This window comes from Streptomyces sp. RLB3-17, assembly GCF_007113425.2.
Taxonomy (GTDB): Bacteria; Actinomycetota; Actinomycetes; order Streptomycetales; family Streptomycetaceae; genus Streptomyces; species Streptomyces mirabilis_D.
On sequence record NZ_CP041610.2, the window covers coordinates 6,202,787 to 6,228,106 of the forward strand.

25 protein-coding genes and 2 pseudogenes are annotated in these 25,320 nt (G+C 69.2%); 13 read left to right on the top strand and 14 right to left on the bottom strand.

What is annotated here, in order from left to right:
- The first annotated feature begins 405 nt into the window (after window positions 1-405).
- Complete coding sequence (locus FNV62_RS28145) at window positions 406-1,680, top strand: glycoside hydrolase family 3 protein (RefSeq protein WP_164331768.1); 1,275 nt, start codon at window positions 406-408, stop codon at window positions 1,678-1,680.
- Between the two features lie 39 nt (window positions 1,681-1,719).
- On the opposite strand, the gene FNV62_RS28150 is transcribed toward FNV62_RS28145, so the two are convergent.
- The 3 genes from FNV62_RS28150 to FNV62_RS28160 form a co-directional block, all read right to left on the bottom strand.
- Complete coding sequence (locus FNV62_RS28150; RefSeq protein ID WP_143627491.1) at window positions 1,720-2,073, bottom strand: hypothetical protein; 354 nt, start codon at window positions 2,071-2,073, stop codon at window positions 1,720-1,722.
- A gap of 219 nt (window positions 2,074-2,292) precedes the next feature.
- Window positions 2,293-2,562 (bottom strand): hypothetical protein, encoded by a 270-nt coding sequence (locus FNV62_RS28155; RefSeq protein WP_063818465.1) that lies wholly within the window; start codon window positions 2,560-2,562, stop codon window positions 2,293-2,295.
- A 332-nt stretch (window positions 2,563-2,894) separates the two neighbouring features.
- Window positions 2,895-3,308: a cytidine deaminase family protein gene (locus FNV62_RS28160; protein WP_097285625.1), complete on the bottom strand. Its 414-nt coding sequence runs from the start codon at window positions 3,306-3,308 to the stop codon at window positions 2,895-2,897.
- 233 nt (window positions 3,309-3,541) lie between these two features.
- Between FNV62_RS28160 and FNV62_RS58045 the strand changes: the two genes are divergently transcribed.
- A complete protein-coding gene (locus tag FNV62_RS58045) occupies window positions 3,542-3,616 on the top strand; it encodes a 50S ribosomal protein bL37 (RefSeq protein ID WP_101896790.1) in 75 nt (24 codons plus the stop codon).
- A 98-nt stretch (window positions 3,617-3,714) separates the two neighbouring features.
- Here FNV62_RS58045 and FNV62_RS28165 read toward each other — a convergent pair whose 3' ends face one another.
- Complete coding sequence (locus FNV62_RS28165; protein ID WP_225900405.1) at window positions 3,715-4,185, bottom strand: GNAT family N-acetyltransferase; 471 nt, start codon at window positions 4,183-4,185, stop codon at window positions 3,715-3,717.
- A 120-nt stretch (window positions 4,186-4,305) separates the two neighbouring features.
- On the opposite strand from FNV62_RS28165, the gene FNV62_RS28170 reads away from it, so the two are divergent.
- Window positions 4,306-4,470, top strand: a complete 165-nt coding sequence (locus tag FNV62_RS28170; RefSeq protein WP_164331770.1) for a hypothetical protein — start codon at window positions 4,306-4,308, stop codon at window positions 4,468-4,470.
- Window positions 4,471-4,748: 278 nt separating this feature from the next.
- On the opposite strand, the gene FNV62_RS28175 is transcribed toward FNV62_RS28170, so the two are convergent.
- Window positions 4,749-5,789, bottom strand: coding sequence for a serine/threonine-protein kinase (locus tag FNV62_RS28175; protein WP_225900406.1), 1,041 nt, complete (start codon window positions 5,787-5,789; stop codon window positions 4,749-4,751).
- Here FNV62_RS28175 and FNV62_RS28180 point away from each other — a divergent pair.
- Window positions 5,716-6,668: pseudogene (locus FNV62_RS28180) on the top strand (LacI family DNA-binding transcriptional regulator); the annotation flags it as partial. The gene FNV62_RS28175 and the pseudogene FNV62_RS28180 overlap by 74 nt on opposite strands.
- A gap of 617 nt (window positions 6,669-7,285) precedes the next feature.
- On the opposite strand, the gene FNV62_RS28185 reads toward FNV62_RS28180, so the two are convergent.
- Window positions 7,286-7,495, bottom strand: coding sequence for a hypothetical protein (locus FNV62_RS28185; protein WP_143627495.1), 210 nt, complete (start codon window positions 7,493-7,495; stop codon window positions 7,286-7,288).
- A gap of 57 nt (window positions 7,496-7,552) precedes the next feature.
- Between FNV62_RS28185 and FNV62_RS28190 the strand changes: the two genes are divergently transcribed.
- From FNV62_RS28190 to FNV62_RS28205, 4 genes and pseudogenes are all read left to right on the top strand, one after another.
- Entirely contained in the window at window positions 7,553-7,915 is a 363-nt protein-coding gene (locus FNV62_RS28190; RefSeq protein WP_054237378.1) for a hypothetical protein, read from the top strand.
- Entirely contained in the window at window positions 7,899-12,215 is a 4,317-nt protein-coding gene (locus FNV62_RS28195) for a DUF6531 domain-containing protein (RefSeq protein WP_225900407.1), read from the top strand. Before FNV62_RS28190 ends, FNV62_RS28195 begins: the two co-directional genes overlap by 17 nt.
- Window positions 12,212-12,670, top strand: coding sequence for a hypothetical protein (locus FNV62_RS28200; RefSeq protein WP_054237379.1), 459 nt, complete (start codon window positions 12,212-12,214; stop codon window positions 12,668-12,670). The genes FNV62_RS28195 and FNV62_RS28200 overlap by 4 nt, the downstream gene beginning before the upstream one ends.
- A 1,338-nt stretch (window positions 12,671-14,008) precedes the next feature.
- Window positions 14,009-14,164, top strand: a pseudogene (locus tag FNV62_RS28205) (aminopeptidase P family protein); the annotation flags it as partial.
- 110 nt (window positions 14,165-14,274) lie between these two features.
- On the opposite strand, the gene FNV62_RS28210 reads toward FNV62_RS28205, so the two are convergent.
- The 3 genes from FNV62_RS28210 to FNV62_RS28220 are packed head-to-tail and all read right to left on the bottom strand — an operon-like array spanning window position 14,275 to window position 16,920.
- Window positions 14,275-15,480: an ABC transporter permease gene (locus FNV62_RS28210; protein ID WP_097285628.1), complete on the bottom strand. Its 1,206-nt coding sequence runs from the start codon at window positions 15,478-15,480 to the stop codon at window positions 14,275-14,277.
- Window positions 15,477-16,490 (bottom strand): ABC transporter ATP-binding protein, encoded by a 1,014-nt coding sequence (locus FNV62_RS28215; RefSeq protein WP_143627498.1) that lies wholly within the window; start codon window positions 16,488-16,490, stop codon window positions 15,477-15,479. Before FNV62_RS28215 ends, FNV62_RS28210 begins: the two co-directional genes overlap by 4 nt.
- A gap of 28 nt (window positions 16,491-16,518) precedes the next feature.
- Window positions 16,519-16,920, bottom strand: a complete 402-nt coding sequence (locus FNV62_RS28220; protein ID WP_225900408.1) for a helix-turn-helix domain-containing protein — start codon at window positions 16,918-16,920, stop codon at window positions 16,519-16,521.
- Window positions 16,921-17,415: 495 nt separating this feature from the next.
- Between FNV62_RS28220 and FNV62_RS28225 the strand changes: the two genes are divergently transcribed.
- Together FNV62_RS28225 and FNV62_RS28230 are read left to right on the top strand one after the other, a co-directional pair.
- Window positions 17,416-17,859 (top strand): hypothetical protein, encoded by a 444-nt coding sequence (locus FNV62_RS28225; protein ID WP_143627500.1) that lies wholly within the window; start codon window positions 17,416-17,418, stop codon window positions 17,857-17,859.
- On the top strand, window positions 17,856-18,176 hold the full coding sequence (locus FNV62_RS28230) for a transcriptional regulator (protein WP_054237384.1): 321 nt from the start codon (window positions 17,856-17,858) through the stop codon (window positions 18,174-18,176). Before FNV62_RS28225 ends, FNV62_RS28230 begins: the two co-directional genes overlap by 4 nt.
- A gap of 258 nt (window positions 18,177-18,434) precedes the next feature.
- Here FNV62_RS28230 and FNV62_RS28235 read toward each other — a convergent pair whose 3' ends face one another.
- The 5 genes from FNV62_RS28235 to lxmK form a co-directional block, all read right to left on the bottom strand.
- Complete coding sequence (locus tag FNV62_RS28235) at window positions 18,435-18,635, bottom strand: LxmA leader domain family RiPP (RefSeq protein WP_054237385.1); 201 nt, start codon at window positions 18,633-18,635, stop codon at window positions 18,435-18,437.
- Between the two features lie 108 nt (window positions 18,636-18,743).
- Window positions 18,744-18,944 carry an LxmA leader domain family RiPP gene (locus FNV62_RS28240; RefSeq protein ID WP_079089964.1) on the bottom strand — a complete coding sequence of 67 codons (201 nt, stop codon included), beginning with the start codon at window positions 18,942-18,944 and terminating at the stop codon, window positions 18,744-18,746.
- Window positions 18,945-19,058: 114 nt separating this feature from the next.
- Window positions 19,059-19,382 carry a hypothetical protein gene (locus tag FNV62_RS28245; RefSeq protein WP_143627502.1) on the bottom strand — a complete coding sequence of 108 codons (324 nt, stop codon included), beginning with the start codon at window positions 19,380-19,382 and terminating at the stop codon, window positions 19,059-19,061.
- Between the two features lie 11 nt (window positions 19,383-19,393).
- The gene (locus FNV62_RS28250; RefSeq protein WP_143602452.1) at window positions 19,394-20,371 is read right to left on the bottom strand and encodes a T3SS effector HopA1 family protein; all 978 of its coding nucleotides are present in this window, start codon (window positions 20,369-20,371) and stop codon (window positions 19,394-19,396) included.
- Window positions 20,368-21,525, bottom strand: a complete 1,158-nt coding sequence (lxmK, locus tag FNV62_RS28255) for a class V lanthionine synthetase subunit LxmK (RefSeq protein ID WP_054237389.1) — start codon at window positions 21,523-21,525, stop codon at window positions 20,368-20,370. Before lxmK ends, FNV62_RS28250 begins: the two co-directional genes overlap by 4 nt.
- A 189-nt stretch (window positions 21,526-21,714) precedes the next feature.
- On the opposite strand from lxmK, the gene FNV62_RS28260 reads away from it, so the two are divergent.
- Genes FNV62_RS28260 through FNV62_RS28270 form a run of 3 tightly spaced genes read left to right on the top strand, consistent with a single transcriptional unit; the run spans window position 21,715 to window position 25,318 of the window.
- Window positions 21,715-23,025 (top strand): M16 family metallopeptidase, encoded by a 1,311-nt coding sequence (locus FNV62_RS28260; RefSeq protein ID WP_054237390.1) that lies wholly within the window; start codon window positions 21,715-21,717, stop codon window positions 23,023-23,025.
- On the top strand, window positions 23,022-24,341 hold the full coding sequence (locus FNV62_RS28265; RefSeq protein WP_143602453.1) for a M16 family metallopeptidase: 1,320 nt from the start codon (window positions 23,022-23,024) through the stop codon (window positions 24,339-24,341). The genes FNV62_RS28260 and FNV62_RS28265 overlap by 4 nt, the downstream gene beginning before the upstream one ends.
- Window positions 24,338-25,318 (top strand): LLM class flavin-dependent oxidoreductase, encoded by a 981-nt coding sequence (locus tag FNV62_RS28270; protein ID WP_054237392.1) that lies wholly within the window; start codon window positions 24,338-24,340, stop codon window positions 25,316-25,318. The genes FNV62_RS28265 and FNV62_RS28270 overlap by 4 nt, the downstream gene beginning before the upstream one ends.
- The last annotated feature ends 2 nt before the right edge of the window (window positions 25,319-25,320 follow it).

Here is a 25,320-nt window from a genome sequence, read left to right on the forward strand (position 1 = left end):
GCGCCGGCTACTGAACGAACGGGCGTGTCGCCGTGCAGCGGGACGTACCCCTCACACCACGACCGCAGCTCCGACCGAGGCTCCCGCTGGACAAGATCTACCAGCTCGCTGGTCGCCGGAAGCCCCCCCCGACCTGCCGTTTCCCGGCCCGAGGGCGCCCTGGCCCCACACCCGTCCCCCGGCGAACCGCGCTGCGACCCGGGTGAAGCGCCCTCGAAGACAAGTCCTGGCTCACGGCGGCTGGACTTTCGTCCGGCTCCGAGGCGCGAGATCCTGGTACTCCGACCGTGGACCAGCGAACAAGTGCGGGCTGGTGCGCCTGTCACGCCTCGTAAAGCCCACCTCATGGTCATACGGCCCTCAGCGCGACGGGTACCGTCGCGCCTTCCCGAAGGAGGCCGGGCGATGAATCACCCGTCGTACCGTGACCGCAGAAGAGCGACAGCACCGCCGCGGCTCCCCGGCCGGGCCAGGAACGCACGAAGACTGAGCGCTGCCGCCGCCGTGGCGGCGATGCTCCTGGTGGGCTGTGACACGGGCACTTCCAAGGCGTCCCCGCACTCCAGCGGTCCCGGCGTGTCCCTCGCCCCGTCCGCCACGCCTTCCCACTCCCGCTCGACCTTCGCTCCGGCCCTCACCACCGCCGCCACCGCGTGTACCAACAGCTCGAAGCTGGCCGGGTGGTCGAACCGTCGGCTGGCCATGCTGACCATCGCCGTCCCGGTGTCGGAGACCTCGGTGTCCGACGCCACGTCCGAGGTGAGCGCCGGTGCGGGCGGTGTGCTGCTGTTCGGCAGCAAGGCGCCGTCCGACCTCGGCTCCCGGCTGACCACCCTGAAGTCCCATGTACCCGGCCACCTGGGCCTGTTGGTGATGACCGACGAGGAGGGCGGCGGCATCCAGCGCATGGCGAACCTCGTCGGATCCCTGCCCTGGCCCGCGTACATGGGCGCGCACTGGACCCCGGCCCAGATCCAGCAGAACGTCACGAAGGTCGCCAAGAAGATGGCGGCCGCCCAGGTGAACATGGACCTCGCGCCGGTCGTCGACGTCGACGGCAGGAACGTCGCCCCCAGCCATACCAACCCCGACGGATGGCGGTCCTTCAGCGGCAACACCTCGGTGGTCTCCAAGGCCGGTGTCGCGTACATGAACGGGTTGCGCGCCGGCGGCGTGATACCCGTCGTCAAGCACTTCCCGGGCCTCGGCGGCTCCACTTACAACTCCGACTTCGGCCCCGCCCGCACCCTGCCCTGGTCCACCCTGCAGAAGGTGGGCATCCCGCCGTTCACAGCGGCCATCAAGGCCGGTGCCCCGGCCATCATGGTCTCCAACAACATCGTGCCGGGCCTGGGTACCAATCCGGCGAGCCTGTCACCCACCGCCATCAGCTCCGAGCTGCGCGGCAAGATGGGATTCAAGGGGCTGGTGGTCACCGACTCGCTCAGCGCCAAGGCGATCTCCGCCGCCGGCTTCAGCGTCCCCGCCGCCGCCGTCCAGGCCCTGCGCTCCGGCGCCGACATGGTCTTGTTCGACCTGGGGAGCAACGTCAGCTCCCAAACGTCCTCGATCGCCACGGCGATCACCAATGCGGTGACCGGCGGACACCTCTCCCGCAGCCGCCTCATCGACGCGGCGGGGCACGTCCTGGCCGTCCGGCACGTGAATCTCTGCTCCTGAGCCCGGTCGTCCTGATCGTGGCGGGCCGACTCAGGTCGGCTACTGCCTGGGAGGTAGCTGCACTTCGCTGCCGTACGGCTGCGCCGGTACCTGTACCTCAGGAGGTGTGCCCGGACTCCGGACGAGCATCATCAGATACAGGCCGGCGATGCCGAATGCCAATCCTCCGTAGAAGAGCACGTCGCCGCTGTGGGGGGTGGAAACGACCGTTTGGTCCATGAGCTGCATGGCGAAGAAGAGGCCGAGCATCAGCTCGCCCCAGCCCCAAAGGCGTGGCCGTGCAATCGAGCCTCTGAGCCAGGGGAACAGCCAGGCCGTCGTCACGGCCGCCAGGCCGGGCCCGAAGCAGATCGTCACGGCCAGGATCGCCACTGCCCATTCAAAGGTGTCCATGACCGAAGACCCATCCCTCGCCACGTCGGCTGTGCGACTCGTTCCAGCAGCGTAGAGAGCATGCCAGGCCAGTCATACGACGGGAATGGACAGCGGCGGTTGACTTCTCCCAGTGCCTCTCCCAGTGCCTCTCCCGGGGCGAACGATCGCGACATTGCGGCGCGCACCGACGCGCACTGACTCGACAAGGGAGGACAGACGAGGGAGGGCAAGGGAGTACTAGAGCACGATGATCACGAAACCTCCGTTGTTGAAGAAGCGGTGGTGGTCGAAGCGGTGATCGAAGCGGAACCCGTGGTGGTCGAAGCGCTGGTCGAAGCAGCGTCCGCCCCAGTCGTCGTGGCCGCCGCACCAGTTGGTGGTCACCTGAGTGTGCACGGCAGGGGCTGCTGCCGCGGCCGTGCCCGCTGCGCCGATCGCAGCGCCGCCGGCCATCAGAACGCCGACCGCGGACACCGCGGCGAGACGCCTCGCGCGTTGTGCTCGCATGATGGATGCACCTTCTCCTCCATCGTCTCGCGCACCTCTTAGCGGCACGAGAGGGACAGCCGCAGCCGAAGGGGAGGAGCGGCGCGGTCGCCGGCGTTGCCTCGCACAGACGGGAGCACGTCTTGCAGCCAAGATCCCCTCTGCACGGGAACCAGCCGACCGGGGCGTATCCCCGGGTTGCAGCTCTCTTATCAGTACGTCGACGGCGCCCTTTTGGATTGCCGCGTCGGCCGAAATCCCACGAAGGGTCTCCCACCTCACGGGCTGCGCCACACGACCAGGACGCGCATGGAGGGGTTTCGCACTCCGCGGGGGCGGCGTACGACGCGCGGCTACTCGGCGTCGAGCTGGTGATCGGCCCAGATGTAGCTTTCGGGGAGCAAGTCGGTGATGAGGACGGTTCGGATGCGGTCGTCTTCGCCGACGATGACCTTGAGGGCAGGGAAGTAGTCGAGAAGGACCTGACGGCACCGGCCGCACGGGGGGACAACTCCCCGGTCGCGGTCGCCCACGGCAACGATCGTGTCCAGCTCGTAGGCGCCCTGGGCGGCTGCCGCGCCGATGACGACCAACTCGGCGCAGGGTCCTCCCGTGAAGTGGTAGGCGTTCACCGCCGTGACGATCCGGCCGTCCCGGGCACGGGCCGCGGCCGCCATGGTGTGGTTGTCGCCCTGGCAGCGCGTGCGAGCGACGTGCGCCGCGGCCTCGATGAGTTCGTGGTCGACGGGGTGGATCTGCGTGGTCATCGTCTCTGCCTTCGTCAGGTGTCAGGCGACGTTGACCCGAGTGACGATGGTCCGCAAGCGAATTCGACGATGTTGGCCTTGGCTCAGTCGCCGACCCGGGTGAGCTTGTCCTCGCCCAGGTCCAGGGCGGCGAACAGGTGGCGCTGTGCCCGCTGCACCCCTGATGCGGACATACCGGACCAAATCTAGACTGGCGAAGCCGTAGAAAGCACTGGACTAGGGAGATATGTGCCATGGCCAAGCGAGGGAACAAGCGACGCAGCCGTAAGAAGAAGAAGGCCAACCACGGCAAGCGTCCCAACGCCTGAGCCGACCGAGCAGAGGGCCGCGGGGTCCCTTGTCGTCGCCACCCGGATCGAGGTCAATACTGGGGCCCCCGCAGCCGTCCGCGGTTTCCCGCGTGAGCTCACTGAGCGGGGAAGGTGAGCCGCAGAACGATCTCACCGTCGTCCATCTCCCCGGTGGGCTCGAACCCGAACTCCTGGTAGAAGGGCAACGGTTCGCCGTCGCCGGGCTCGTAGCTGGTCAGCAGCTCGGTGGCGCCGTCCGCGCGAACCAGGGCGGCGATCTGCGTGAGCGCCTCTCGGCCGATCCCTCGTCGCTGGTACCGCTTGTCGACGAGTAGGCGCCAAATGAAATGCCGCCCTTGGAAAAGACCGGACGGCGGCTTCCACGACAGCATCACGAAGCCGACTGGCTCGTCGCCACGGTACACGGCGCGATACCAGGGATTGGCCTCCGGTTTCTTCGCCGCCTCCTTGAGCGACCTGGACACAGAGGCGACGAACTGCTTCTGGTCACGTCGGACCCGGAGGGCACGTACGGCATCCCGGTTTGCGTCGGTGATCTCCCGTAGGTGCACACCTGGGGACCTCATGCCACACCCCTTCCGCATCGGGCAGCCGCGCCATCCGAACCGGCGTGAAGGTGCGTACGCGTGACCGAGGACGCCAGGTCGGACGTCTTCGCAGCGTATGCGACACAGACGATCCGGAGCGTGACTGGCACGCCGGACGGTGACCGCGTCCGAGGTTGTGTCTCTGCTCTCCGACCGGGGGTGTCCCGCTGGAAGAGATCTCCCGACTCGTCGGTCATCCGGCCCGTGATCCAGACCGGCGCCGTGGCCATGGACGGCATCTGCGGCGCCGTCCAGCAGCGGTAGTAGGCGCGCAGGAATCGACAGTCACGCAGATCGGCACGCAGCAACGCCAGAGGGCCCTTACCGATCCGGTAAGGGCCCTCTGACCTGCTATTCAGCTGTCGGGGTGGCGGGATTTGAACCCTCAGAATCCGAAGGCGGCCGGGTTTCGTCGGACACAACGGTCGGTTCCTCATAGACATGGGGCGAAATCCTGCAGATCGCTTCCAGGACGCAGCGGGCATGCAGACAGCGCTGGAGGCGGTCTCGTGGTCACCCTTAGTGGCGACCGCTTGTGTGATCTAACACGTGCGCCCAGACGCAGGACTCTCGCGCGAGCGATGCGTGAGCAGACGTAGGGCTCTCAGTAATACGGAATCGCCGGCGGGGTCGAGCAGTGGGTTTACGGATGACGGTGGCGGTACCGGAAGTGAAGTTATCGCATGGAAAATCTTGTACGCCGATCCCATGCCATGGAATGGCTGCCGCCCGGTGAGCAGTTCGTAGAGGGTTACGCCTGCTCCATAGAGATCCCGGTGCAGGGTCGGCGCTTCGCCTCGGATGGCCTCGGGGGACATGTAGCTCGGCGTGCCAACGATGGACCCTTCCGTGCTGTGTACTCCCTGGCGCGGGTTCTCGACGAGGCTCGCGACGCCAAAATCGAGGACCTTTACTCTTCCATCAGGGGTCAACATAATGTTGCCGGGCTTGATGTCGCAGTTGATGATCCCTGACTCGTGTGCATGCTTCAAGGCGTCGAGAACCACTCGCAGCAATGCGACGCTTTCCATCGGGCTAACCCGCCCCCGTCGGAGCACAGCCATAAGATTCTCACCGTATACGTACTCCATGACGATGAAGTTGCCTTCATCACTCTCAACGAAGTCGTGTACTCCTGCGATCGCGGGATGGTTAAGCGTCGCAACGGTCCTAGCCTCGTCACGGAGAATTAGCGGAAGTCTCGAATCATCCGAGAGGTCTCGTCGAAGTGACTTGATGGCAACGACGCGCCCAAGCAGTTGATCCTTCGCTCGGTAGACGGACCCCATCCCTCCGGAACCTACCAACCCGTCTACTGCATATCTGCCACCGACCACAAGGGGATCATGCGGTCTTGGCTTGGATGGTTCGGCCACCGAGTCAATATCCAGGCGCAGGGCCAACTTCCGTAGCACTTCCGTGAATGGAACTCGCGTTGAAGTGGTCCGACTGGGAGTGAACGCACGGTTACGGGCCAGGGCGAGACTGCCCGCAGTGTCACTCCCCGTACGGTCCGGACGGGGCCGTCCTCTCGCGGCAAGTGCGTGTTTCACGTGCTCATCAGCACGCTCCGCACTCGGCATCCTGCTGACCGCCGAACGGGCTGCCCTGCTCTCCGGCCGCGACGACGAGTTCGTCGCCGTCGTCCTCAAGGGGCACACCGGCATGCGCTGGGGCGAAATCGTGGGCCTGGAGACGGAGTTCGCCCGCCCCGGCTCCGTCCGCGTCGAGTGGCAACTGTACGAACTCGACACCGGCGAGCTCGTGCGCTGTCCGCCCAAGGACGACAGCTACCGCAAGATCGATGCACCGGACTGGCTGTCGGGCCTGGTCGCCAACCACGTCGCCCGCACCAGGCCGAAACACGCCGTGCCGAAGTCTCCACGGGCACGGTGTCCAACGTCCTTAACCACCCCGACCGCGTCACCGAAGCCAAGCGGGCGAGGGTGGAACAGGCCGTCTCGGACTTGGGGTTCGTGCGGGGCGGCGTGGTGTCGGTGCGCGCTGCCCACTGGCGTCGAAACGGCTTCGGGACCTGGCTGTTCACTCCTGCGGTCTCGGGCTGGTACCCGAAGAAGGCACCGCAGGAGCCCCGCCCTGTGCCGATCCTCGGCGAGCCGTGGCCAGGAGTCCCGGCCCGAGGACGCGGAGCCAGCAACCGGGCCGACGCCTGCTGGCTCCCGATCGCCAAGGGCCTCACACCCCACGGCCTGCGCCATACCCACCGGACCATGATGGAGGACCTCGGCACCGAGAAGGTCCTCATGGACGAACGCATGGGCCACGTCGACGGCTCCGTCTCGGCGCGCTACGCCCACGTCACCTCCGGCATGCGAAAACGCCTCATGTTCGGACTGACCGAGCAGTGGGAGACAGCGCTCGACGCCCGACTGGCCACGGGTCCGACGTCGCCAGTGCGCGTACTCAACGAGCTCCTGCGCGCACGCGAGATGGCGCTCTGATAGCTCTATGGTGTCCCGCAACATTGTCGGGGGACACCATGGATTTCCTCCTACGACGGACGACCTGGACGGCCTGGGTTCTGCCTCCAACACCTTCGCCGTTGCAGCCCGAACAAGGGGCAGGCCGCGGGAGGTCATCGTCAAGAATCTTTCCCTTGGGGAACAACAGGTCTGTGCAGAGAAGGAACAGAGCGGTCCTAGGGGAATGATCTACCTCGCCTCGTAGCCCAGGCCGTCAGCGGTGCCACGGGACTCGCACGGCGTACGCGGTTCGTCCATGAGCTGTGACCAACGTCAGCTTCGCTGAGGCCCAGCCCGCCCGCTCTGGGATGAGGGCACCGGGCGGACCGGCAGGCTCGTCGAGCGCGAGCGGTCCACAGAAACCCCTCGGTCATGTGAAGACGTGCCACCACCGGGTCGGTCGACAGCCTTCCCAAGGGCGACGGCACGCACGTCTACGACTTCTCGCTGCACGTCAGTCGCACGCGGCATCGCCAAGGGACAGGCAGCGGTGATCTCCGGCAGGGCCCGTCCGGTTTGCCGGACAGACGACTGCGGCGACCCAAGCTCGCTCGTTCGCGCATCCCGAGTGTCTGTCTGCGCAGACTGCGGTCGGCCTACACGGAACCGGCGATCGCCTGGGTCTCCTCGACCATGCTTGCGATGGTGGAGGGCAAGGCGTTACCGGCCCGCCCGGCCATGTCGTCAGACATGGCCACCAAGAGACAGACGCTGTCTCTCAGTTGGCCGAAGACGATGAACTCGCCCTCGGTGGTGCGTATTTCCACCGACGCTGCATTACCTTCACGTGCCTTCTGTATGACCATCTCTTGACCTGTCTCCCCTAGGGTCGAAGGCCGCAGTTGCGAACGGGGGAGGCGTCGATGGGCGACGGCAAGGACCCGGCCAAGGTCCTCGACATCAAGACCGCCGATATCAAACGGGCGGCACCGGACTTCCAGACGGCCGCCGTCGATCTGGGCAAGGCGCTGACCGCGCTCGTGAAGTCCCTCGACGGGCTGGGCGAGCCCTGGGGGAACGACAAGCAGGGCAAGGAGTTCGGCGACTCCTACAAGCCGCTGCAGAAGAAGATCGAGGGTGCGGCGGGCACGCTGGTGCTCGGGCTGACGAGCATTCACGAGGCCATGGCGGACATGGCGGACGGTCATGTCGACAACGACGAGTTGATCGCCGGAATGTTCACCGAGGTGAAGGTCCCGAAGACGGACGGTGCCGGTGAGCGTTGAGGACGAGGCCCGGAAGATCCTGCTCCATCTGGGCCTGTGGTGGCCGGAGGCCGACTCCGGGAAGCTGCGGTCGGCGGCGACGGCCTGGCGCACCTTCGCGGACGCCGTGGACGACGTACGGGGCCCGGTGCAGCAGAGCGCGTCGTCGATCATCCACAACAACACGGGTGAGTCGATCGAGGCGTTCGACAAGTTCTGGGGCCGCTACGCGCAGAGCGCCAAGGGCAAGGACAGCGGTTGGCTGAAGGACCTGGCCGACTCCGGGCGCCAAATGGCCACGGCGCTCGACAAGTTCGCCGACGCGATCGACGACGCCATCAACAAGCTCTGGACGCAGATCGGCATCGACGCCGCCGTGATCGCGGGCGGGGTCGCGCTGGCGTTCTTCACCGCGGGCCTGGCCTCCGGCGCGGCCGTCGCGGCGGCCGACCTCGTCATCGAGTTCGGCGCCGGTCTCGGCGTGGCCGTCTCCACGACGATCGCCGAGATCGCCGCGGGCACGCTGGTGGCCGCGGCCTTCGGCGGGATCGAGTCGGTGACCGTCGACTTGGCTGTGGCCCAGCCCCTGAAGATCGCGACCGGCCTGCAACAGGGCTTCAGCCTCGACGAGGTCAACCAGGCCGCCAAGGACGGCATGATCTTCGGTGGCGCCCTGGGCGCGGGCGGCGGGGTCGTCAAGGCGGGCATCGAGGGCGCGTTCAGCGACACGACACCGCTGTTGCTCCGACCGCCCTCGCTCCGCCCCGACCTGGTCGAACTCGGCCCGGCCGCGCGCAACGCCGACCGCACCCCCTGCGTCGGCGAGCCGATCGACGTGGCGACCGGCGCGATGCTGATGACGCAGACCGATCTGGCGCTGCCGGGGAGCCTGCCGCTGGAGTTCACGCGCACCCATCTGTCCTCGTACCGGGGTGGGGTCTGCTTCGGCCCGACCTGGATCTCCACCCTCGACGAGTGCCTCCAGATCGACGGCGAGGGCGTGGTGTTCGCGGCGGCGGACGGCATGCGCCTGGTCTACCCGGTGCCGGAACCGGGCGTCCCGACGATGCCGGTGAAGGGCGTGCGCTGGCCCCTGGAATGGGACGGCAAGCCGGACAGCGCGATGACCGTCACCGACCCGGCGACCGGCGTCGTCCGCACCTTCGCCGCCCCCGTCCCCTCCCCCACCTTCGGCGTCTTCCACCTGGCACTGGACTCCTGGAGCGACCGCAACGGCAACCGCATCGACGTCGAACGCGACGACGAGGGCGTCCCGTTCGGCCTCCGCCACTCCGGCGGCTACTACGTCGCCGTCGACACGACTGGCCCCCGCATCACCGCCTTGCGCCTGCTCGACGAATCCCCGTCCCGCTACACACGGAACGTGCCGGACGAGGGCACGGTCGTCATGCGCTACGGCTACGACGGCGCCGGCAACCTCACGGAGGTCGTCAACTCCAGTGGGGAACCACTGCGGTTCGCGTACGACGCCGATGGCCGGGTCACCAAGTGGACCGACCGGAACGGCACTTGGTTCGGCTACGTCTACGACGAGCGCGGCCGAGTCGTCCGCACCGAGGGCGTCGACGGAATCCTCTCCGGGACGCTGACGTACGACGACACGGCGCGCACGACGACGTACACGGACTCCCAGGGCCGCGCCTCCACCCACCGCCACAACACGGAGGGCCTGGTCGAAGAGGAGACCGACCCGCTCGGCAACGTCACCCGCACCCAGTGGGACGAGTACGGCTGCCAACCTCTTACGGTCACCGACCCGCTCGGCCACACCACCCGATACCGCTACGACGAGACGGGCAACCTCACCGAACTCACCCTGCCCGACGGGTCGTCGGCACGGGCCGCTTACAACGCGCTCGGCCTGCCCACGGAACTCGTCGAGCCTGGTGGAGCGGTCTGGCGACACACGTACGACGAGCGGGGCAACCTGCTGACGACGGTCGACCCGGTCGGCGCGCAGACCCGATACACCTGCGACGCGGAAGGCCGCCCGACGGCGATCACGAACGCTCTCGGCCACACACGCACGGTGGCCTACGACGCGGCGGGCCTGCCCCTCGCCCTGACCGACGAGCTGGGCCACACGACTACGGTCCGCCGCGACGCGTTCGGCCGAATCGTCGAAACGACCGACCCTCTGGACCACACCACCCGCATGGGCTGGACCATCGAGGGCAGGCCCTCCTGGCGCGAACACTCTGATGGCACACGCGAGTCGTGGACGTGGGACGCCGAGGGCAACCTGCTCACCCACACGAATCCCGCCGGCCACACCACTCGCCACACAGCGACCCACTTCGGCGCTCCGGCCTCCCGCACGGACCCGGACGGCGCACAGTACGCATTCGCCTACGACAGTGAACTCCGCCTCACATCCGTCACCAACCCACTGGGTCTGGCCTGGTCGTACACCTATGACGAGGCCGGCCGCCTGGCCACGGAAACCGACTTCAACGGCCGCACCCTCAGGTACACGCACGACGCTGTCGGTGGTCTGCGGGCGCGTACCAACGGCGCCGGAGAGACCCTGAGTTTCACGCGGGACGCGCTCGGGCGGGTCGTGGAGCAACGCTCGGACGCGGGTGACGTCACCACGTTCGGCTACGGCCCTGACGGCGGTCTGTGCCGCGCGGCCAACGCGGACGCCGAAGTCGTGCTGACGCGTGACGCTTTCGGCCGGGTTCTGACGGAGACCGTGAACGGCGGCACGACCACATATGTCCATGACGCCCTCGGGCTCCGCACCCGACGGGTGACGCCGTCCGGGCTGGTCTCGGAGTGGACGTACGACCCGGCCGGGCGCCCTCTCACCCTGCGCTCGCGTGCGGGCACGCTGGATTTCGTGCACGATGCCGCGGGCCGCGAGACAGAGCGCCACATCGGCGCGGAGGTGACGCTGACGCAGAGCTGGAGCGCGGTGGGGCTGCTGACAGCGCAGACTCTGACCGCGACCTCCGCCTCCCTGGTGTCCGGCGCGGACCGCCTCCTCCAACACCGCACCTACGCCCACCAGGCCGACGGCTGTGTGACCGAGATCCGGGAACTGACGTCGGGCACCCGCCGCTTCGACCTGGACGTCATGGGCCGGGTCAGCGGCGTCCGCGCCCACGGCTGGACGGAAAGTTACGCGTACGATCCGGCGGGCAACCTAGTGCACGCCACGTCGCCGGACCAAGAGGCAGGCGGTGAACGCCGGTTCGACGGAACGCTCGTCCGCTCGGCCGGTCGCACCTCGTACGAGTACGACGCCGAAGGCCGCCTCGTCAGGAGGACCCGCAAGCTCCTGAACGGCCAGACCCGTGTCTGGAGCTACGCGTGGAACGCTGAGGACCGTCTCATGGACCTGGTCGCTCCGGACGGCAGCCATTGGCACTACGCGTACGATCCGTTCGGCCGACGCGTCTCCAAGCACCGTGTGGCCGACGACGGTTCCGTTGCCGACCGTACGGACTTCGTCTGGGACGACCTGTGCCTGGCCGAGCAGACCACGCCTGACGGCTGGGTCACCACCTGGGACTACGCGACTGACGATCCTCGCCCGGTCGCCCAGACGAGCCACAGACCAACCGCGTCAACTGGCAACACGTCCTTCCTGGCGCGGCTGGCGGAGGAATCGGCTCCTGAGCACAGAGCCCAGCTGTATACCGTCGTCACCGACGCGGTGGGCACGCCCACGGAACTGGTGGACGCAACGGGAGATCTGGTCTGGCAGCGCCGTACCAGCCTGTGGGGCACTCGCCTCCCGGCTCCGGGGGAGGATGCGTCGCCGGTGGACTGTCCCCTGCGCTTTCCCGGCCAGTACGCCGATCCCGAGTCGGGCCTGCACTACAACCTTCACCGGTACTACGACCCGGAGACGGCGCGGTACATCAGCGCTGATCCGCTGGGTCTCGTCCCCGCACCCGATCACCACGCCTACGTTCCGAACCCACTGGGTTGGACCGACCCCCTCGGGCTTGCCGGGAAGGGGCCGTCGGGGCCGAAGAACCCACTGGACTTCGGGCAGGGGTACACGGGCCGGCGTGACATCTTCCCGGTGGGCAACAAGGGAAGGGACGTGGAGATCCACGTCTACGACAAGTCCATGCGCGAAGTCGGGCTTTACAACAGCCAGGGCTGGTTCAACAAACATGGCATCAAGGCTTCGGAAGTCGAGGTCCCGCCCGGCGTGGAGAATGCCATCAAGGGGCGGATGATCTACGAGCTGCGGAAGGTCGGCCGCATCAGCCCCAAGGGGACCGAGGACATCACCGGAGACAAATGGAGGCGACCGCCTCTCGCCGCGGAAGGATGCAAATGAAGTACGTCACGGCCGTCTGGGACGACGGAGGGTTCTCCGTGGATCCGGGGGCCTATCTGGCCGAACTGCCGCGTCTGCGCGCCGACCTGCCCCCGGGCGCCCGGTCCTTCGCCACCGACCCCGGCCACTACGACATCGCGGGCGCGACCCGCTGTGTCAAGGATCTGGAACTGGCCGGGGTCCACTTCGCCACCGACAAGAGCGGCGGCCTGGTCCTGGACTTCGCGCCCAACAAGTTCAAGCACGACTCCGGCCTGCGTATCACCTACTCGGGCGTGACGCACTTCTCCGTCGACTATGAACACTCCATCGACTGGATGCTGGTCGACGCTGTCCTCCTCGACGAAATCCTTCCGGACGAGGACGGCGGCTGCACACACGAGATCGCGCTGACCGACGCGAGCATCCTGGTCCGCTGCCGGGACCTGGAAGCGGTGTGGGGCGGCACGAGCTGACGGAGACGGCGTCGGTGGTCCCACAACACCACCTGGACCGAATCTCCCAGCACGCAGGCGTCAACGGGGCAACCGCGTTCGCACGCGCCTCAAGGCACCGGCTTCTGGTTCGGTGCTTCGGCGAGACGGCGGCCGGCGAACTCAGCCACGGCCCGGCGTTCCGACCCGAGGCCGTGGAGCCTGCGACCGGGCTGAGGTCCTGTCTGGTCGAAGATGCCCCGCGTATTTCCGCGGAGGTCGGCCACTGCCGCCAGACGGGATGCGTCCGGCAGCAGTGGCCCGCGCCGCGACCCCGCCCTACTTCCGGGTGTTGACTCCTCGTCCCAAGGACCCTGCTGTGATGAGGGCCCGGCCGGTTTCCTCGTGGCCTGTCAGGGAGAGGACCACCCCGGCAGTGAAGCAGGCGGCGGACAGCCCGACCGTGGCCCAGGCGAGGCCGTTCTGTGCGCACGGCTGCTCAGCGGGAGTTGCCTCCGGCGTGTGCGGCTGCGGGTCATCCGGGTGGGTGCTCGTGATGGACATGGCAAACCTCTGTTTCTCGGGCATGCAGAAGCACGCGGTGAGTTGGGGAAGGAACCATCGACCGGCAGGGAGTTAGCCGCGCAAGTCCGTTGGCCGTGTCCGGTGGCGCCCCGGGACACGGAGGAGACTGCACCGCGCGGGGAGCCGATTCGAGTTCTCGCGAATGTGTCGGCAGCCGCTGTGGTGCCCCTTCAGTCTTTCCTGTTAGCCGTCCCCGTTAATGGCTTCTGACCTGCGACTTTGCGAGTATGGGCTCTTGAACCAGTGGCGCGATGCCGATATGAACCCGGATTTTCGCGACCGCTTGAATCGGCCCGACCGCGCCGCTAAGGCCATCGGCCGTGCACCGCTGCCACATGCGCGTCCTCGCCCTTCGCGCTCTACATGCCGGGGGATAAGCCGCGCAACCGACATGACCAGCCAGTTCGGCTTCGTCGGTCGTCTCCAAGGACAAGGCCGGCCGATGAGGGGCGTTCGCGGCCCGGACTCGGCCAAGAGCATCGCCCTGACGGACGGGAGCAGCATCGACGGCAACTGCCGAGTCGGCATCTCGGCGCGCTGCGCCCACATCACTTCCGGCATGCGCAAGCTCCTCATGCTCGGCCTGGTCGAGCAGCGGGAGGCGGCGCTCGACGTCCGCCGGGCGATGAGCCCGACGATAGGGCGCGCGTACTCGGCGAATTCCTGTGCACACGCCACGTGCTGGAGCCGCTTGGGATCTGGACGTCGAAGGCGGTTCTACGTAGTCAGGCTGAACCTATGGCCAGCCCAGTGCCGCAGTGACAAGCGATCCCTGAGTCACTCGTGGATGTGCTGGCCGACGACACCACCGTGCCGGAGGAGTACCGCGGCATCGGCGTCCGGATCGAGGACGACATCCTCGTCATCGAGGACGGCAACCGGAACCTGTCAGCCGGCCTGCCCCGCACGTCCTCGGACGTCAAGGCGTGGATGGCGCAGCTCAAGGGCTGAGCGCTGCGGACGACTTGGACCCGTGCCCCGTGGATGTCCACGGGGCACGGGCTCTTCGCCGTGTTCAGGCGTCACGCTCCCACGACGTCACGCGCCCACCGACCGGCTTTTCAGGCGGCCTTCCCCAGCGCCTCGCGCCAGCGGACCGCGCTGCCGACCCGCAAGATCGACCGCTCGTAGACGCGCCCGGCCAGCACAGCGAGCCCGGCCGCGGCGGCGACCATCAGCAGCGCCGCGACCGCGTTGGCACCCCAGCCCGCGCCGTGCACGCTGACCTGCAGCGGCATGATCAGCATCGAGAACGGCGGGATGTACTGCACGATCTGCACCCATGAGGCGTTCAGGTCCTGTGTGGCGGCGACCGCCACGCCGTACGGCACCATCGTGGACATCAGCACCGGCATCACGGCGGTGGCGACCTCTTCGGAGCGGGAGACCAGTGAGCCGGCCGCCGCGAAGAGGAACGCGAAGAAGAGGAAGCCCAGCACGAACCAGCCGACGGCGGCGAGGATCGCGGACGCCGCCGGGAACTGCGCGGGCAGTACGTGAGCGAACCGCACCGCAACGAATGTGGCCGCCCCGAAGGCCGCGGTCTGCAGCACGGCCGCCGTGCCGATGCCCAGCACCTTGCCGACCATCAGCCGCAGCGGGGTGAGCGTCGCGAGCAGCACCTCGACGACGCGGGTGGACTTCTCCTCCACGACGCCCTGGGCGACCATCATTCCGTAGCCGAAGAGCTGGAAGAACAGGATCGTCACGATGCCGATCGCGGTGCCCGGCCCCGCGCTGCCGCTGCCCCGGCCGTCGACGCTCTGGGTGCGCGGCAGGGATGCGGCGACGTCCTGCCGGAGCCGCTCGACGTCGACGTGCTGACGGTTCAGGGCGCGGGTGGTGGCCCACTGCTGGACGGCCGCGGTGGCCGCGGCGCGCGCCTCCTGGGAGGTGTCGGCGCGCACCAGCATCAGGACCTCGCTGCCGTGCACCACGAGTGCGGCGTCCGCGTCCTTGCCGACCACCTGCCGGCGGGCCGCCGCCTCGCCGGCGACGGCGTGCCAGTGCGTGGCGCCGCTCGCGGCGTGGTTCCCGGCGGGGGTGAGGGCGCTCGTGGCGATGCCGGTGACGGCGACGGTGGTGTGGTGGTCGTCGTCGGAGGACGGGCCGAAGACGGCCAGCAGTCCGATGATGACCGCGATGTTGACGATGGTGCCGATCACGAAGGAGCGGTTGGCGACGCGGGCGGCGATCTCCCGGCCGGTGACCAGCCGCACTGCCGCCGACGCCGACGAACGGGCAGCCCTGGCCTGCTGCTTGCTCACGCTGTCACCTTCTCGCGCTTCCCGCGCCTCGCGCGCTTGCGGGCCTTGCTGGGATGCTCCGGCTCGTTCCCGTTCCCGTTTTCGTGCTCGCCGGCGTCGTGGGGTTCCGCCGCCACGTAGGAGCGGAACAGCTCGGTGAGCGTGGGCTGCCGGCGCTGGAACGTCCGCAGCCGGCCCACCGACAGGGCCCGGCGGACCAGCTCCGTCTCGTCGGCCTCCGTGTTCAGGTGCACGACCGTGCCGCTGCCCTCGGGACGGTGCGCCTCGACGCCCGCGACGCCGCTCGCCCAGTCGTCGGGGGCGCCGTCGATCTCGACGTACACCCCCGCGCTGCCGCGGGCACGCAGCTCCTCGACGGAGCCGCACGCCACGGTCGTCCCGGACCGCACGATGCCGATCCGGTCGCAGAGCCGCTCCACCAGGTCGAGTTGGTGGCTGGAGAAGAGCACCGGGACCCCCTCGGCGGCCTTCTCCCGCAGCACGGCGCTCATGGTGTCCACGGCGAGCGGGTCCAGGCCGGAGAACGGCTCGTCGAGCAGCAGGACTTGGGGGTCGTGGACGAGGGCGGCGGCCAGCTGGACGCGCTGCTGGTTGCCGAGGCTCAGCGAGTCGACCGTCCGGTCGCGGTACTTGTCCACACCCAGCCGCTCGGTCCAGGTCTGCATGGCGGTGACGGCGTCCGCGCGGGACAGTCCGTGCAGCCGTGCCAGATAGACGAGGTGCCGCGCCACCGTCATCTTCGGATAGAGGCCGCGCTCTTCCGGCATATAGCCGATCACGGCATGGGATTCGGCGTCGACGGGCTTTCCGCGCCACCGGACCTCGCCGCGGTCGGTGTCCAGGACACCCACCGCGATACGCATCGTTGTGGTTTTTCCGGCGCCGTTGCTGCCGACGAATCCGAAGACCTCGCCCGGACTCACCGAGAACGACATTCCATCGAGTGCGACCTGGGTCCCGTACCGCTTGGTCAGGGAATCCACTTCCAGGGCGCCTGGTGCGTGGTGCATAGAACTCTTCCTTACAACTGGCGTTACGTCAGTCCCCGGCGGGAGTAAGTACTTCGCGGTATCCCGAGGATGCGGCAGAACCTCGAAACGCTGAGCCCGCAGTCACGCCGTACGGTTTCGAGGTCTGCGAAGGGACCGCATGGAAGTCCACCGCCGCTCGGCGGGCGCGCAGCTGGACGTAGACCTCGCCGAGAGCGGTCTTCAGCTCGGTGATCTGGGCGTTGAGTTTGCGCTCCCGCTCGCTGCTCTGCCGGTCACCGCCCTCCAGCCCCTGGCTGCCGGCCGCGATGAACTGACGTTTCCAATTGCCGATGGCCTGCTCCGAGACGCCGGCCTGGCGGGCGGCCTGGGAGACGGAGAGTTCGCCGGAGAGGAGATGGAGAACGAGCTTGGCTTTTTCTTCCGGAGGCATGACGGGTGGGCGTGCCACGATTCTCTTTCCCTTCGGGCGGGTGATCGAATAGTGCCACCCTCTCCGGCAACACACCGGATCGGGAAGCGAATTGAGGAAGAGTTGAGCTGAATGGCGCGGCAAAATTTCCGTTGCCGCGAAGTCGATTCCGCGCGCTTTTGGGCAGCCCTTTTCGCGCGACCGCGCAGCGCGATCACGTCGGAGTGGGAAATGCTTTACGGCGCAGAAAGACCGTCAGTTCAGCCGTGGCGGTGAAGGGAAGCGCGGTGCACGGATGCGTGAATCGCGGATACGCGTGATGGACATGACGCGATGCATGGTGAAACCCCCGGTTACCAACTGCGACCGGCTCTAGAAGGGCCGGATCGATGGCGATGCAGCACGGGTGGTCAAGCCCGTCACTGACGTACATCACCCTATTGGCCTCTTGCGCCCTTGACAAGACGGACCACATGCGCACCGGTTGTAACGAAAGTACTTGCCATTGAGGAAAGTACATGCCACGATGGCGTCATGACTGAGTCGACCTCTCCTGCCGACGCCGACGCCGCGCTCACCACGGCCCGTTCGGCACTGGCCGCCGCCCGTCGGCCGCGCCCGGTACCGGCCTGGCGTCCGCCGGTGACTGGCGTGCTGTTCGCCGCCGGTTTCGGCTGCCTCGCGCTCTACGACGCGCATCCCCACACCTGGGCGTATCTGCTCGGCGCCGCCCTCTGCCTCGCCATCTTCCTGGCCCTGACCATTGCCTCCAGCCGCGCGGGCGGCATCACACCGTGGCCCGCCGGCAGCACCCGCGAGCGCGCGAGGCGGCAGTCGGCGGTCGCGCTGCCGATCGTCGCGGGGGGCATCGCCTGGGCGTTCCTCGGCTTCCCCGGCTTCATCGGCGTCTTCGGCGCCGGGCTCGGCATCCTCACCTGGGTGCAGATGGCGAGCGCCCGCAAGGGGACCGCGGCATGACCGTTCCGGATACCGGGTCCAGCCTCGACCCGACGATCCAGCACCCCACCCGGCTGGCGCTCGTGGCGTTCCTTTCCGGCTGTGCGGAAGCCGATTTCAAGACGGTTCGCGAGCGGCTGCAGATGTCCGACTCCGCGCTGAGCAAGACGGTGGCCGCGCTGGAGACGGCGGAGTACGTGTCCGTGCGCAAGGGCTATGTCGGCAAGCGTCCTCGCACCTGGCTGGCGCTCACGTTCGACGGTCGGCGCCGCCTCGCCGCGCACCTCATGGCGCTCCAGAGCATCGCGGACCAGGCCCGCGCGCAGGCGCAGGACTGACGCGCAGCCGGCGCCCGGGCACGCAAAAGGCCGCCGTACGTCGAGGCCGGGGGTGACCCACGACGTACGGCGGCCGGTCTCGCGGCGCGTGTGCGACCGGCACGGTTCGCGCCGCGGCTACAGGGCAAGTCCTGCCGGGAGGGCGCCGGGTGAGGCCCAGCGGCGAATGGTCCCGGCGCCGAGTGGGTCCGGACCCACCACGACGCGTAGGGGCTGCCGCATTCCCGGCGGCAGCCCCCACGTCCCGTACGAGTCGGGTCAGCAGCCGGCGCCGTGCGTGATGGAGACGCTGGTCAGGATCCCGCTCGCGGCAGAGATCGAGAACGCGCCGCACTCCGGCGACGACGCCGTGATGATCGACGGCGTGGTGGCCGGGGCCTCGCCCGCGGCGGAGGCGCCGAAGTCGGCGGCGTCGGTGTAGGCGGTGTAGCCGGCGATGAGCTGGTCAGCGGTGTTCATGAGGGACCCCTTTGACTGGTCTGCATGGTGTGAATGGATTGCTCGGGTCGTGCAGCAAACTGCCGGAACGCCTCAACCAGAGGATGCCCGGCGCTTTTTGAGCGGGTGTCAGCAGCCCCAGTGCGCGGTGAAGCCGACGGCCGAGGCGCTCACAGCGCTCACAGCGCCACCGCAGGCGGGGGTGGACTCGGCGATGACGCTGAGGATGGTCGGCGTGGTCGCGGGGGCCTGGCCACCGGCGGAGGCGCCGAAGTCGGCAGCGTCGGTGTAGGCGGTGTAACCGGCGATGAGCTGGTCAGCGGTGTTCACGTGATTCCCCTTCGGTATTCGGTCGGAGCGGGTCGTCATCGCGACGTCCCGGTCCTGTCCGGCGTGCTCGATTCCAACACGGAACAAGTGGTCCGCGGGGGGCGAAAATTACCGTCATCTTTCTGCTTTTACGCCCCTGACCTGCGATGTTTCGGAAGGAGGAAAAGTAATGGCGGCCACGGCCAGCCGCTCCCACACCGTCAGTTCCTCCTGCGCCTCACCGAGCACCTGCCGCAACTCCTCGGCGTCCGCGGCCAGTACGTCCTCGGGCTCCGCGAGCCCGCGTGCCGCGGAGCCGAGGAAGGTCTGGCACCACTGGTCGAAACAGTCGCGGCAGACACGCAGCCGGCCGCACAGCACCTCCGCGGCCTCCGCTCCGCTGAGGTACCGGAGCACGGCGTGGCGGCGCAGCGACGCCGGCGGTGTGTGGCATCGCACGACGGCGCGCTCTACATCAGGCCGAGGCCGGGCAGGGGCGGTGAGGCGAGGTTGCGGCCGGGGGCGAGCGGGTCGATCCCGGCGTTCAGAAAGGACTCCTCGACGGTCGCGGAGCGCCCCACCCCGTCCGTCCGGACCGCGTGCTTGACCAGCGCCTCGGCGAGCGCGCCGCTGCGGTGCTCACCGAAGCTCAGCGACCGCGTGCCCGGCCGCTGGTCCTGCGGCTCCCACGCGACGGCCACGCCCGGCGCGACCTCGTGCGCGAACGGCGAGGTCGCGCGACCCAGTCCGGGCAGCGCGGCGGCGCAGGCCGCAAGGCCCGGAGCTGCCTGCCGGCCCTGCGGGCCGAGGTAGACGACGAGGGCGTCACGGCGCGGGAACATCTGTGGCGACGAGGTGATCTTCGCCCGGTAGGGCACGGACCGCTCCTCCAAGTACGACAGGACGCCGTGCCACACCGTGGGCGCGGCGTCGGCCGTGGCGACGTGCACGTACATCCGCAGGGTGTGCGGTCCGCCCGTGCCGGTGCCCGCCGAGCCGTCCGTGAGGAAGAAGCCGGTGGACAGGGCGGGGCGCGCGGCGGGCATCCGGATCGCGACCTGCGCGGGGAGTGACTCCGGCAGCTCCGTGGTGAGGACGTCGCCGGGCAGTACGACGCGCAGGCCGTCGAGGGAGGCCAGCAGGCTGCCGTCGGCGGCCCGTTCGAGGACGGTCGCGCGGGCGAGCGTGCTGGTGTGCGGCATCGCCTCGGCGAGCGTCCGGTCGAAGTCGGGGTCGCGCAGGGTGCGCGGCCGGCTGGTCTCCGGCTTGTCGCGGCCGGCGTGCACCAACTGGTAGAGCATGCCGCTCAGTTGCTGAGCCAGCTTCTGCGGCGTATCGGCGTCGAGCTTCTCGTCGCCGATCGTGGCGTGCCGTCCGTCAGGGGTGACGGAGACGGTGGCCATGACGGCGGCGAGGGCGGGTGCCAGGCTGTCGATGGTGAGGTTCACGGCTGCTCTCCCAGTCCGAGGACGTCGATGAAGTTGTCGGGGGACAGCAGGATGGTGCGGCCGATGCCCGCGCAGGCCCGGTCCGCGGCCAGGACGCGCCCGCCGACCATGGCGGTGGCGAACATGCGGTCGAACATGTGCCAGCCCGCGAAGGCGATCGCACGGGCCCGCAGCGACTCGTCCGCGGAGTCCGCCGCACTGCGGGCCGTGCGGTAGCCCGCCCAGTAGGCCTGCATGCGCGGCCGGTAGCGGTCGAGTTCCCGCACGCCGTGGGCGAGGATCTCCTCGTGCGTGGTCTCGTGTTCGAAGCTGAAGTCGGGCTCGTTCCCTAGGGACTTGGGGATGCCGCGGATCGCGAAGTAGAGCCATTCGCCGATGAAAGCGCCGATGTCGCGCGCCGGGTCGCCGAGCCGGAACTCCTCCCAGTCGGTGAGGCACAGCCGCCCGTCCGCCCACAGGAACTGGTCGAGCCGCATGTCGCCGTGGATGGGCCGGCGGTCCGCGAGCGCGGCCTCCCGCTCGCGCAGCGCGACCAGCGCGTCGAACAGCTCCCGGTCGGTCTGCAGCAGCCGCCAGGTCTCCAGCTCGCCGAACGTGGCACCGGTGAAGGCGTGCAGCGGCAGGGCGCGCATCTTGTCGGTGGCGGGCAGCGCGTGCGCGGCCCCATCCAGCAGCGTGGTGTCGGCGGGCAGCGCGTGCAGCGCACCCGTGATCTGTCCGGCGCGCCGGCACAGACCGGCGTCGAAGCTGTCGTCTGCGGCCAGTTCGGAACCGGAGCGCGCATCGTCGATCAGCTCGAAGGCGACCAGCAGCGACTCCTCGTCGGAACCGAGGAGGGACGGCCCCGCGAGCGCGTCGTCACCGGCGCGTGCGGCGAGCGTCTCGAACGCGAGGAGGCGCTCGAAGCGGCGGCGGGCGTCCTCCAGGGACGGTCCGCTGAGCTGCTTGACGAAGACCCGGTCGCCGGTGGTGGACGGTCCGGACCAGTTGTCATTGCGGCCGACGTGCGAGGTCAGCTCGTCGGGCTCGAACGCGCCGAGGCCGAGCCGATCGAGCAGCCGCGCCACCTGGGGCGCCTTGTCGAGGGCGAGGGGATCGTAACGGGCCCGGGTCTGCTTGGCTTCCCCGAGTGCCGTTCCATTGTTATCTGTCACGCGGCGGAATGCTAAATAGATTACCTCCCGCCCACCACGAAGAAACCTCACAAGTTTGTTTATTCCTTTGCCTTGAGGATCGCCAACATGCCGTTGACCTGCGACTATGTGCCATATTGCGACTCGGCGAAAAAGAAATGGAAATCCCGTATTTCTTTTCCGCGGTAATGCGGTCCTAGGGTGACCGGCATGTCCCGCCCTTCCCTGTACCGCTCGACGCTGCCCAACGGCCTCCGCCTCGTGGTGCAGCCGCTGGACGGCGCGCCGTCCGTCGGGGTCGCCGTGCACTACGACGTCGGATTCCGCTCCGAGCCGCTCGGCCGCACCGGCTTCGCGCACCTCTTCGAACACGTCATGTTCCAGGGAAGCGAGAATGTCGCCCCCGCCGACCACTTCCGGCACGTGCAGGCCTCCGGCGGCACGGCCAACGGCTCGACGCACCAGGACCACACCGACTACTACCAGGTCGTGCCGGCGCAGGCCCTGGAGCGCGTGCTGTTCCTGGAGGCCGACCGGATGCGGGCGCTGCGCATAACGCCGGAGACGCTGCGCACGCAGACGGCCGTGGTGAAGGAGGAGATCAGGCAATCCGTCACGGACAAGCCCTACGGCGGCTTCCCGTGGACCGTGCTGCCCGCCGTCCTCTACCGGACCCATCCCAACGCCCATAACGGGTACGGGGCGTTCGACGATCTCGACGCGGCCACCGTCGCCGAGTGCCAGGCCTTCTTCGACACGTACTACGCGCCCGGCAACGCCGTCGTCACCATCTGCGGCGACGTCGACCCCGGCCACGCCGCCGACCTCGTCGCCCGGCACTTCGCAGCCATCCCCGCCCGGCCCGTACCGGCGCCGCCCGCACTGGCCGAACCGGTGCCGCAGCAGGCCCGGTCCGGGACGCACCCCGATCCGCACGCCGCGCTCGCGGCGACCGCGATCGGCTGGCGCATGCCCGACGCGGGCACCGGCCTCGACGGCTATCTCGCGCACATGGTGCTCGGCGAGCTCCTCACCGGCCGGGACACTTCACGGCTCAAGCATCGCCTCGTGCACCGCGCGCCGCTGGCCACCGACATCAGCACGAGCTGCGGGTTGTTCGGGCCACTGCGGGCACGCGATCCGGAGACGTTCGTGTGCGTGGCGATGCACCCGCGCGAGACCACCACCGAGCAGCTTCTGGACGCGATCGACACGGAGCTCGCCGGCCTCGCGGCCACCGGGCCCGAGCAGCGCGAACTGGCCCGCTCGCGGGCCCTGCTCACCTCCGCGACATGGCGCGGCTTCGACAACATCGTGGCCCGCACCCGCGCGCTGGGCACCTACGAACTGCTCTTCGGCGCCCCGCACCTGGTCGACGAGCTCGCCCACCGGCTCGCCGCCGTCGACGCGGCGGGGGTGGCCGCCGCAGCGGCGAACCTGCATCCCGAGCGGCGCGGCGTGCTCAGCCTCGTGCCCGGTACCGCCCGGTCCCTCGTATCCGCCGGAGGCGACGCCCGATGACCCGCACCGCCGCACTGCTGCCCCCCATCGGGCCCGTACCGCCGCTGACGATCCCGCCGACCGCGGACGTCCGGCTGCCGTCCGGGCTGCGCGTGGTGGCCGTCCGCTACCCGTCCATCCCGATGGCCGAACTCCGGCTGGCGATACCGCTGGACGCCGCCTCGTCCCACACCGGCGCCGTCCACGAACTGCTCGCCGCGACGCTGTTGCACGGCACGCCGCGGCGCTCCCGGCACACCATCACCGACGAACTGGCGGTCTCCGGCGCAGCCCTCGCCGCCTCCCGCACGTCCCGCTGGTTGGGCCTGACCGGCTCCGGCCCGGCCGCCGCGCTGCCCACGCTGCTCGCCGTCCTCGCCGACTCGCTCACCGGCGCCGCGCACGCCGACGACGCCGTCCACGCGGCACGCGACCGCGCGCGGCGCCAGATCGCCACCACCCGCAGGCAGCCCCAGGTCATCGCCTCCGAAGCACTGCTCGACCAGCTCTACGGAGACCTGCCCCGGATGCAGGACGTACCGCGCGGGGACGCCATCGCCGCGGTCGGCCCCGACGACGTACGCCACGCGCACCGCACGGTCGTACGCCCCGACAACGCCTTCCTCGTGCTGGTCGGCGACCTGGCCCCCGAGGCCGCGGTCGCCGAGGCGGCGCGGGCGCTGCAGCCCTGGCGGGCGCTATCGCCCGGACAGGACCCAGGTACGGCACCGCAGCTGCCCGTCCTGCGCCGGCCCGGCACGGCCTGGGTGCACCGGCCCGGGGCGGTGCAGTCCCAGATCCGGCTGGTGCGACCGGCGATCGGCCGTGATCACCCCGACTTCGCCGCCCTGACCCTGGCCAACATCGTCTTCGGCGGCTACTTCTCCTCCCGTCTCGTCGCCGACGTGCGCGAGCGGCGCGGGCTGGCGTACCGCTGCGAGGCCGCATTCCGCGACCACCTGGACCAGCTGGTGATCTCGCTGGAGGCGGACACCGCGACCGCCTCCGCACCGGAGACGCTGCGCCGCATCCACGCCCAGCTGCGGCTGATGGCCGAGCAACCGCCGTCCGCGGCCGAGGTGGAGGCGGCCCGCCGCTACGTGACGGGCATGACCGCGCTCGCCACCTCCTCGCAGCAGGCGTGGGCGGGCAGCCTCCTGATGTCTTTGACGCTTAGTCAGGAGCCGGACCGTATAGCCCACTTCCTCGACGCGCTCACCCGGGTGACCGTCGAGGACGTCGCGGCGGCAGCGGCCCGCTTCTACGACCCCGCCGACTACCACGGCATCGTCCTCGGCGACACCGCACACCTCACCGATACGGACCCCTCCCTGTGAACTCCCCGCACACGACAAGCGTCGTCTACCCGCTCCAGGCCAGCCACGTCGCCCATGTCGTGCCGTTCGCACGGCTGCTGCAGCAGCGCGGCAGGGGGCGGCTGTGGCTCGGCCAGTCCCTGGGCATCGAGACCCACCACGTCTTCGCCGCCCTCGCTGGGTCCGGCCTCCAGATCCCGTTCGGCTCGTCCGTGGCGCTCTCGCCGCTGCGCCACCCCTACGACGCCGCCGTGCAGGCCCGCTCCGTCGCCCAGCTGTCCGGGCTGCCGTACGTCGCAGGCATCGGCCCCGGTTCGACGGACTTCCAGCGCTCGGTACGGTCCGGACCGCTGCCCAAGCCGGTCACGGCCGCGCGCGAGTACCTGACCACCATGCGCGCGCTCGTCGACGGCCAGGTCGTGCACGCCGACACCGACGAGTACAGCACGCACACCTCCCTGCCGACGATGAGCTCCCCGCCCGTCGAGTATGGGCTCGGCGTGCTGCGGCCCGCGATGGCGCGCGCCGCCGGGCAGGTCGCGGACGTCGCCATCACCTGGCTGACGCCGCCCGCCTACGTACGGGATGTGCTGCTGCCCGCGATGCGGGATGGCGCGGCGGAGACGGGACGGCCGGTCCCGCGGGTGGCGACCGTCGTGCACGCGGCGGTGGCCCGGCCCGGCCGCGACATGGTCGATACGGCGTTCGCCGCCGCGCGGGCCCACCTCAGCGCACCGCACTACACGGACATGCTGCGCCAGGCAGGCATCCCCGCCGAGGCCTCGCACCCCCGCAAGGGCGCCGAACTCCTGGTGGAATCAGGCACGTTCGTCAGCGGCACGCCGCAGGAGATCGCCGCCGGACTGGACGTCTACCGCGCACACGGCGTCGGCGAGGTCATCCTCAACCTGTGCGGCGTACTCAACGCACACGGTCTGGGCGCCGCGATCACCGACCTGACCGACATCCTCACCGCCGTGGACGGCACCCATGGATGACG

Excerpts from the sequence above, each read along its gene's own strand:
- FNV62_RS28265 (WP_143602453.1), top strand. The coding sequence starts at position 23,022 with ATGACCCGCACCGCCGCACTGCTGCCCCCCATCGGGCCCGTACCGCCG.
- FNV62_RS28225 (WP_143627500.1), top strand. The coding sequence starts at position 17,416 with ATGACTGAGTCGACCTCTCCTGCCGACGCCGACGCCGCGCTCACCACG.
- FNV62_RS28215 (WP_143627498.1), bottom strand. The coding sequence starts at position 16,490 with ATGCACCACGCACCAGGCGCCCTGGAAGTGGATTCCCTGACCAAGCGG.
- FNV62_RS28160 (WP_097285625.1), bottom strand. The coding sequence starts at position 3,308 with ATGACCACGCAGATCCACCCCGTCGACCACGAACTCATCGAGGCCGCG.
- FNV62_RS28165 (WP_225900405.1), bottom strand. The coding sequence starts at position 4,185 with ATGAGGTCCCCAGGTGTGCACCTACGGGAGATCACCGACGCAAACCGG.
- FNV62_RS28260 (WP_054237390.1), top strand. The coding sequence starts at position 21,715 with ATGTCCCGCCCTTCCCTGTACCGCTCGACGCTGCCCAACGGCCTCCGC.
- FNV62_RS28185 (WP_143627495.1), bottom strand. The coding sequence starts at position 7,495 with ATGGTCATACAGAAGGCACGTGAAGGTAATGCAGCGTCGGTGGAAATA.
- FNV62_RS28175 (WP_225900406.1), bottom strand. The coding sequence starts at position 5,789 with ATGCCGAGTGCGGAGCGTGCTGATGAGCACGTGAAACACGCACTTGCC.
- FNV62_RS28145 (WP_164331768.1), top strand. The coding sequence starts at position 406 with ATGAATCACCCGTCGTACCGTGACCGCAGAAGAGCGACAGCACCGCCG.
- FNV62_RS28235 (WP_054237385.1), bottom strand. The coding sequence starts at position 18,635 with ATGAACACCGCTGACCAGCTCATCGCCGGCTACACCGCCTACACCGAC.
- FNV62_RS28155 (WP_063818465.1), bottom strand. The coding sequence starts at position 2,562 with ATGCGAGCACAACGCGCGAGGCGTCTCGCCGCGGTGTCCGCGGTCGGC.
- FNV62_RS28230 (WP_054237384.1), top strand. The coding sequence starts at position 17,856 with ATGACCGTTCCGGATACCGGGTCCAGCCTCGACCCGACGATCCAGCAC.
- FNV62_RS28150 (WP_143627491.1), bottom strand. The coding sequence starts at position 2,073 with ATGGACACCTTTGAATGGGCAGTGGCGATCCTGGCCGTGACGATCTGC.
- FNV62_RS28200 (WP_054237379.1), top strand. The coding sequence starts at position 12,212 with ATGAAGTACGTCACGGCCGTCTGGGACGACGGAGGGTTCTCCGTGGAT.
- FNV62_RS28190 (WP_054237378.1), top strand. The coding sequence starts at position 7,553 with ATGGGCGACGGCAAGGACCCGGCCAAGGTCCTCGACATCAAGACCGCC.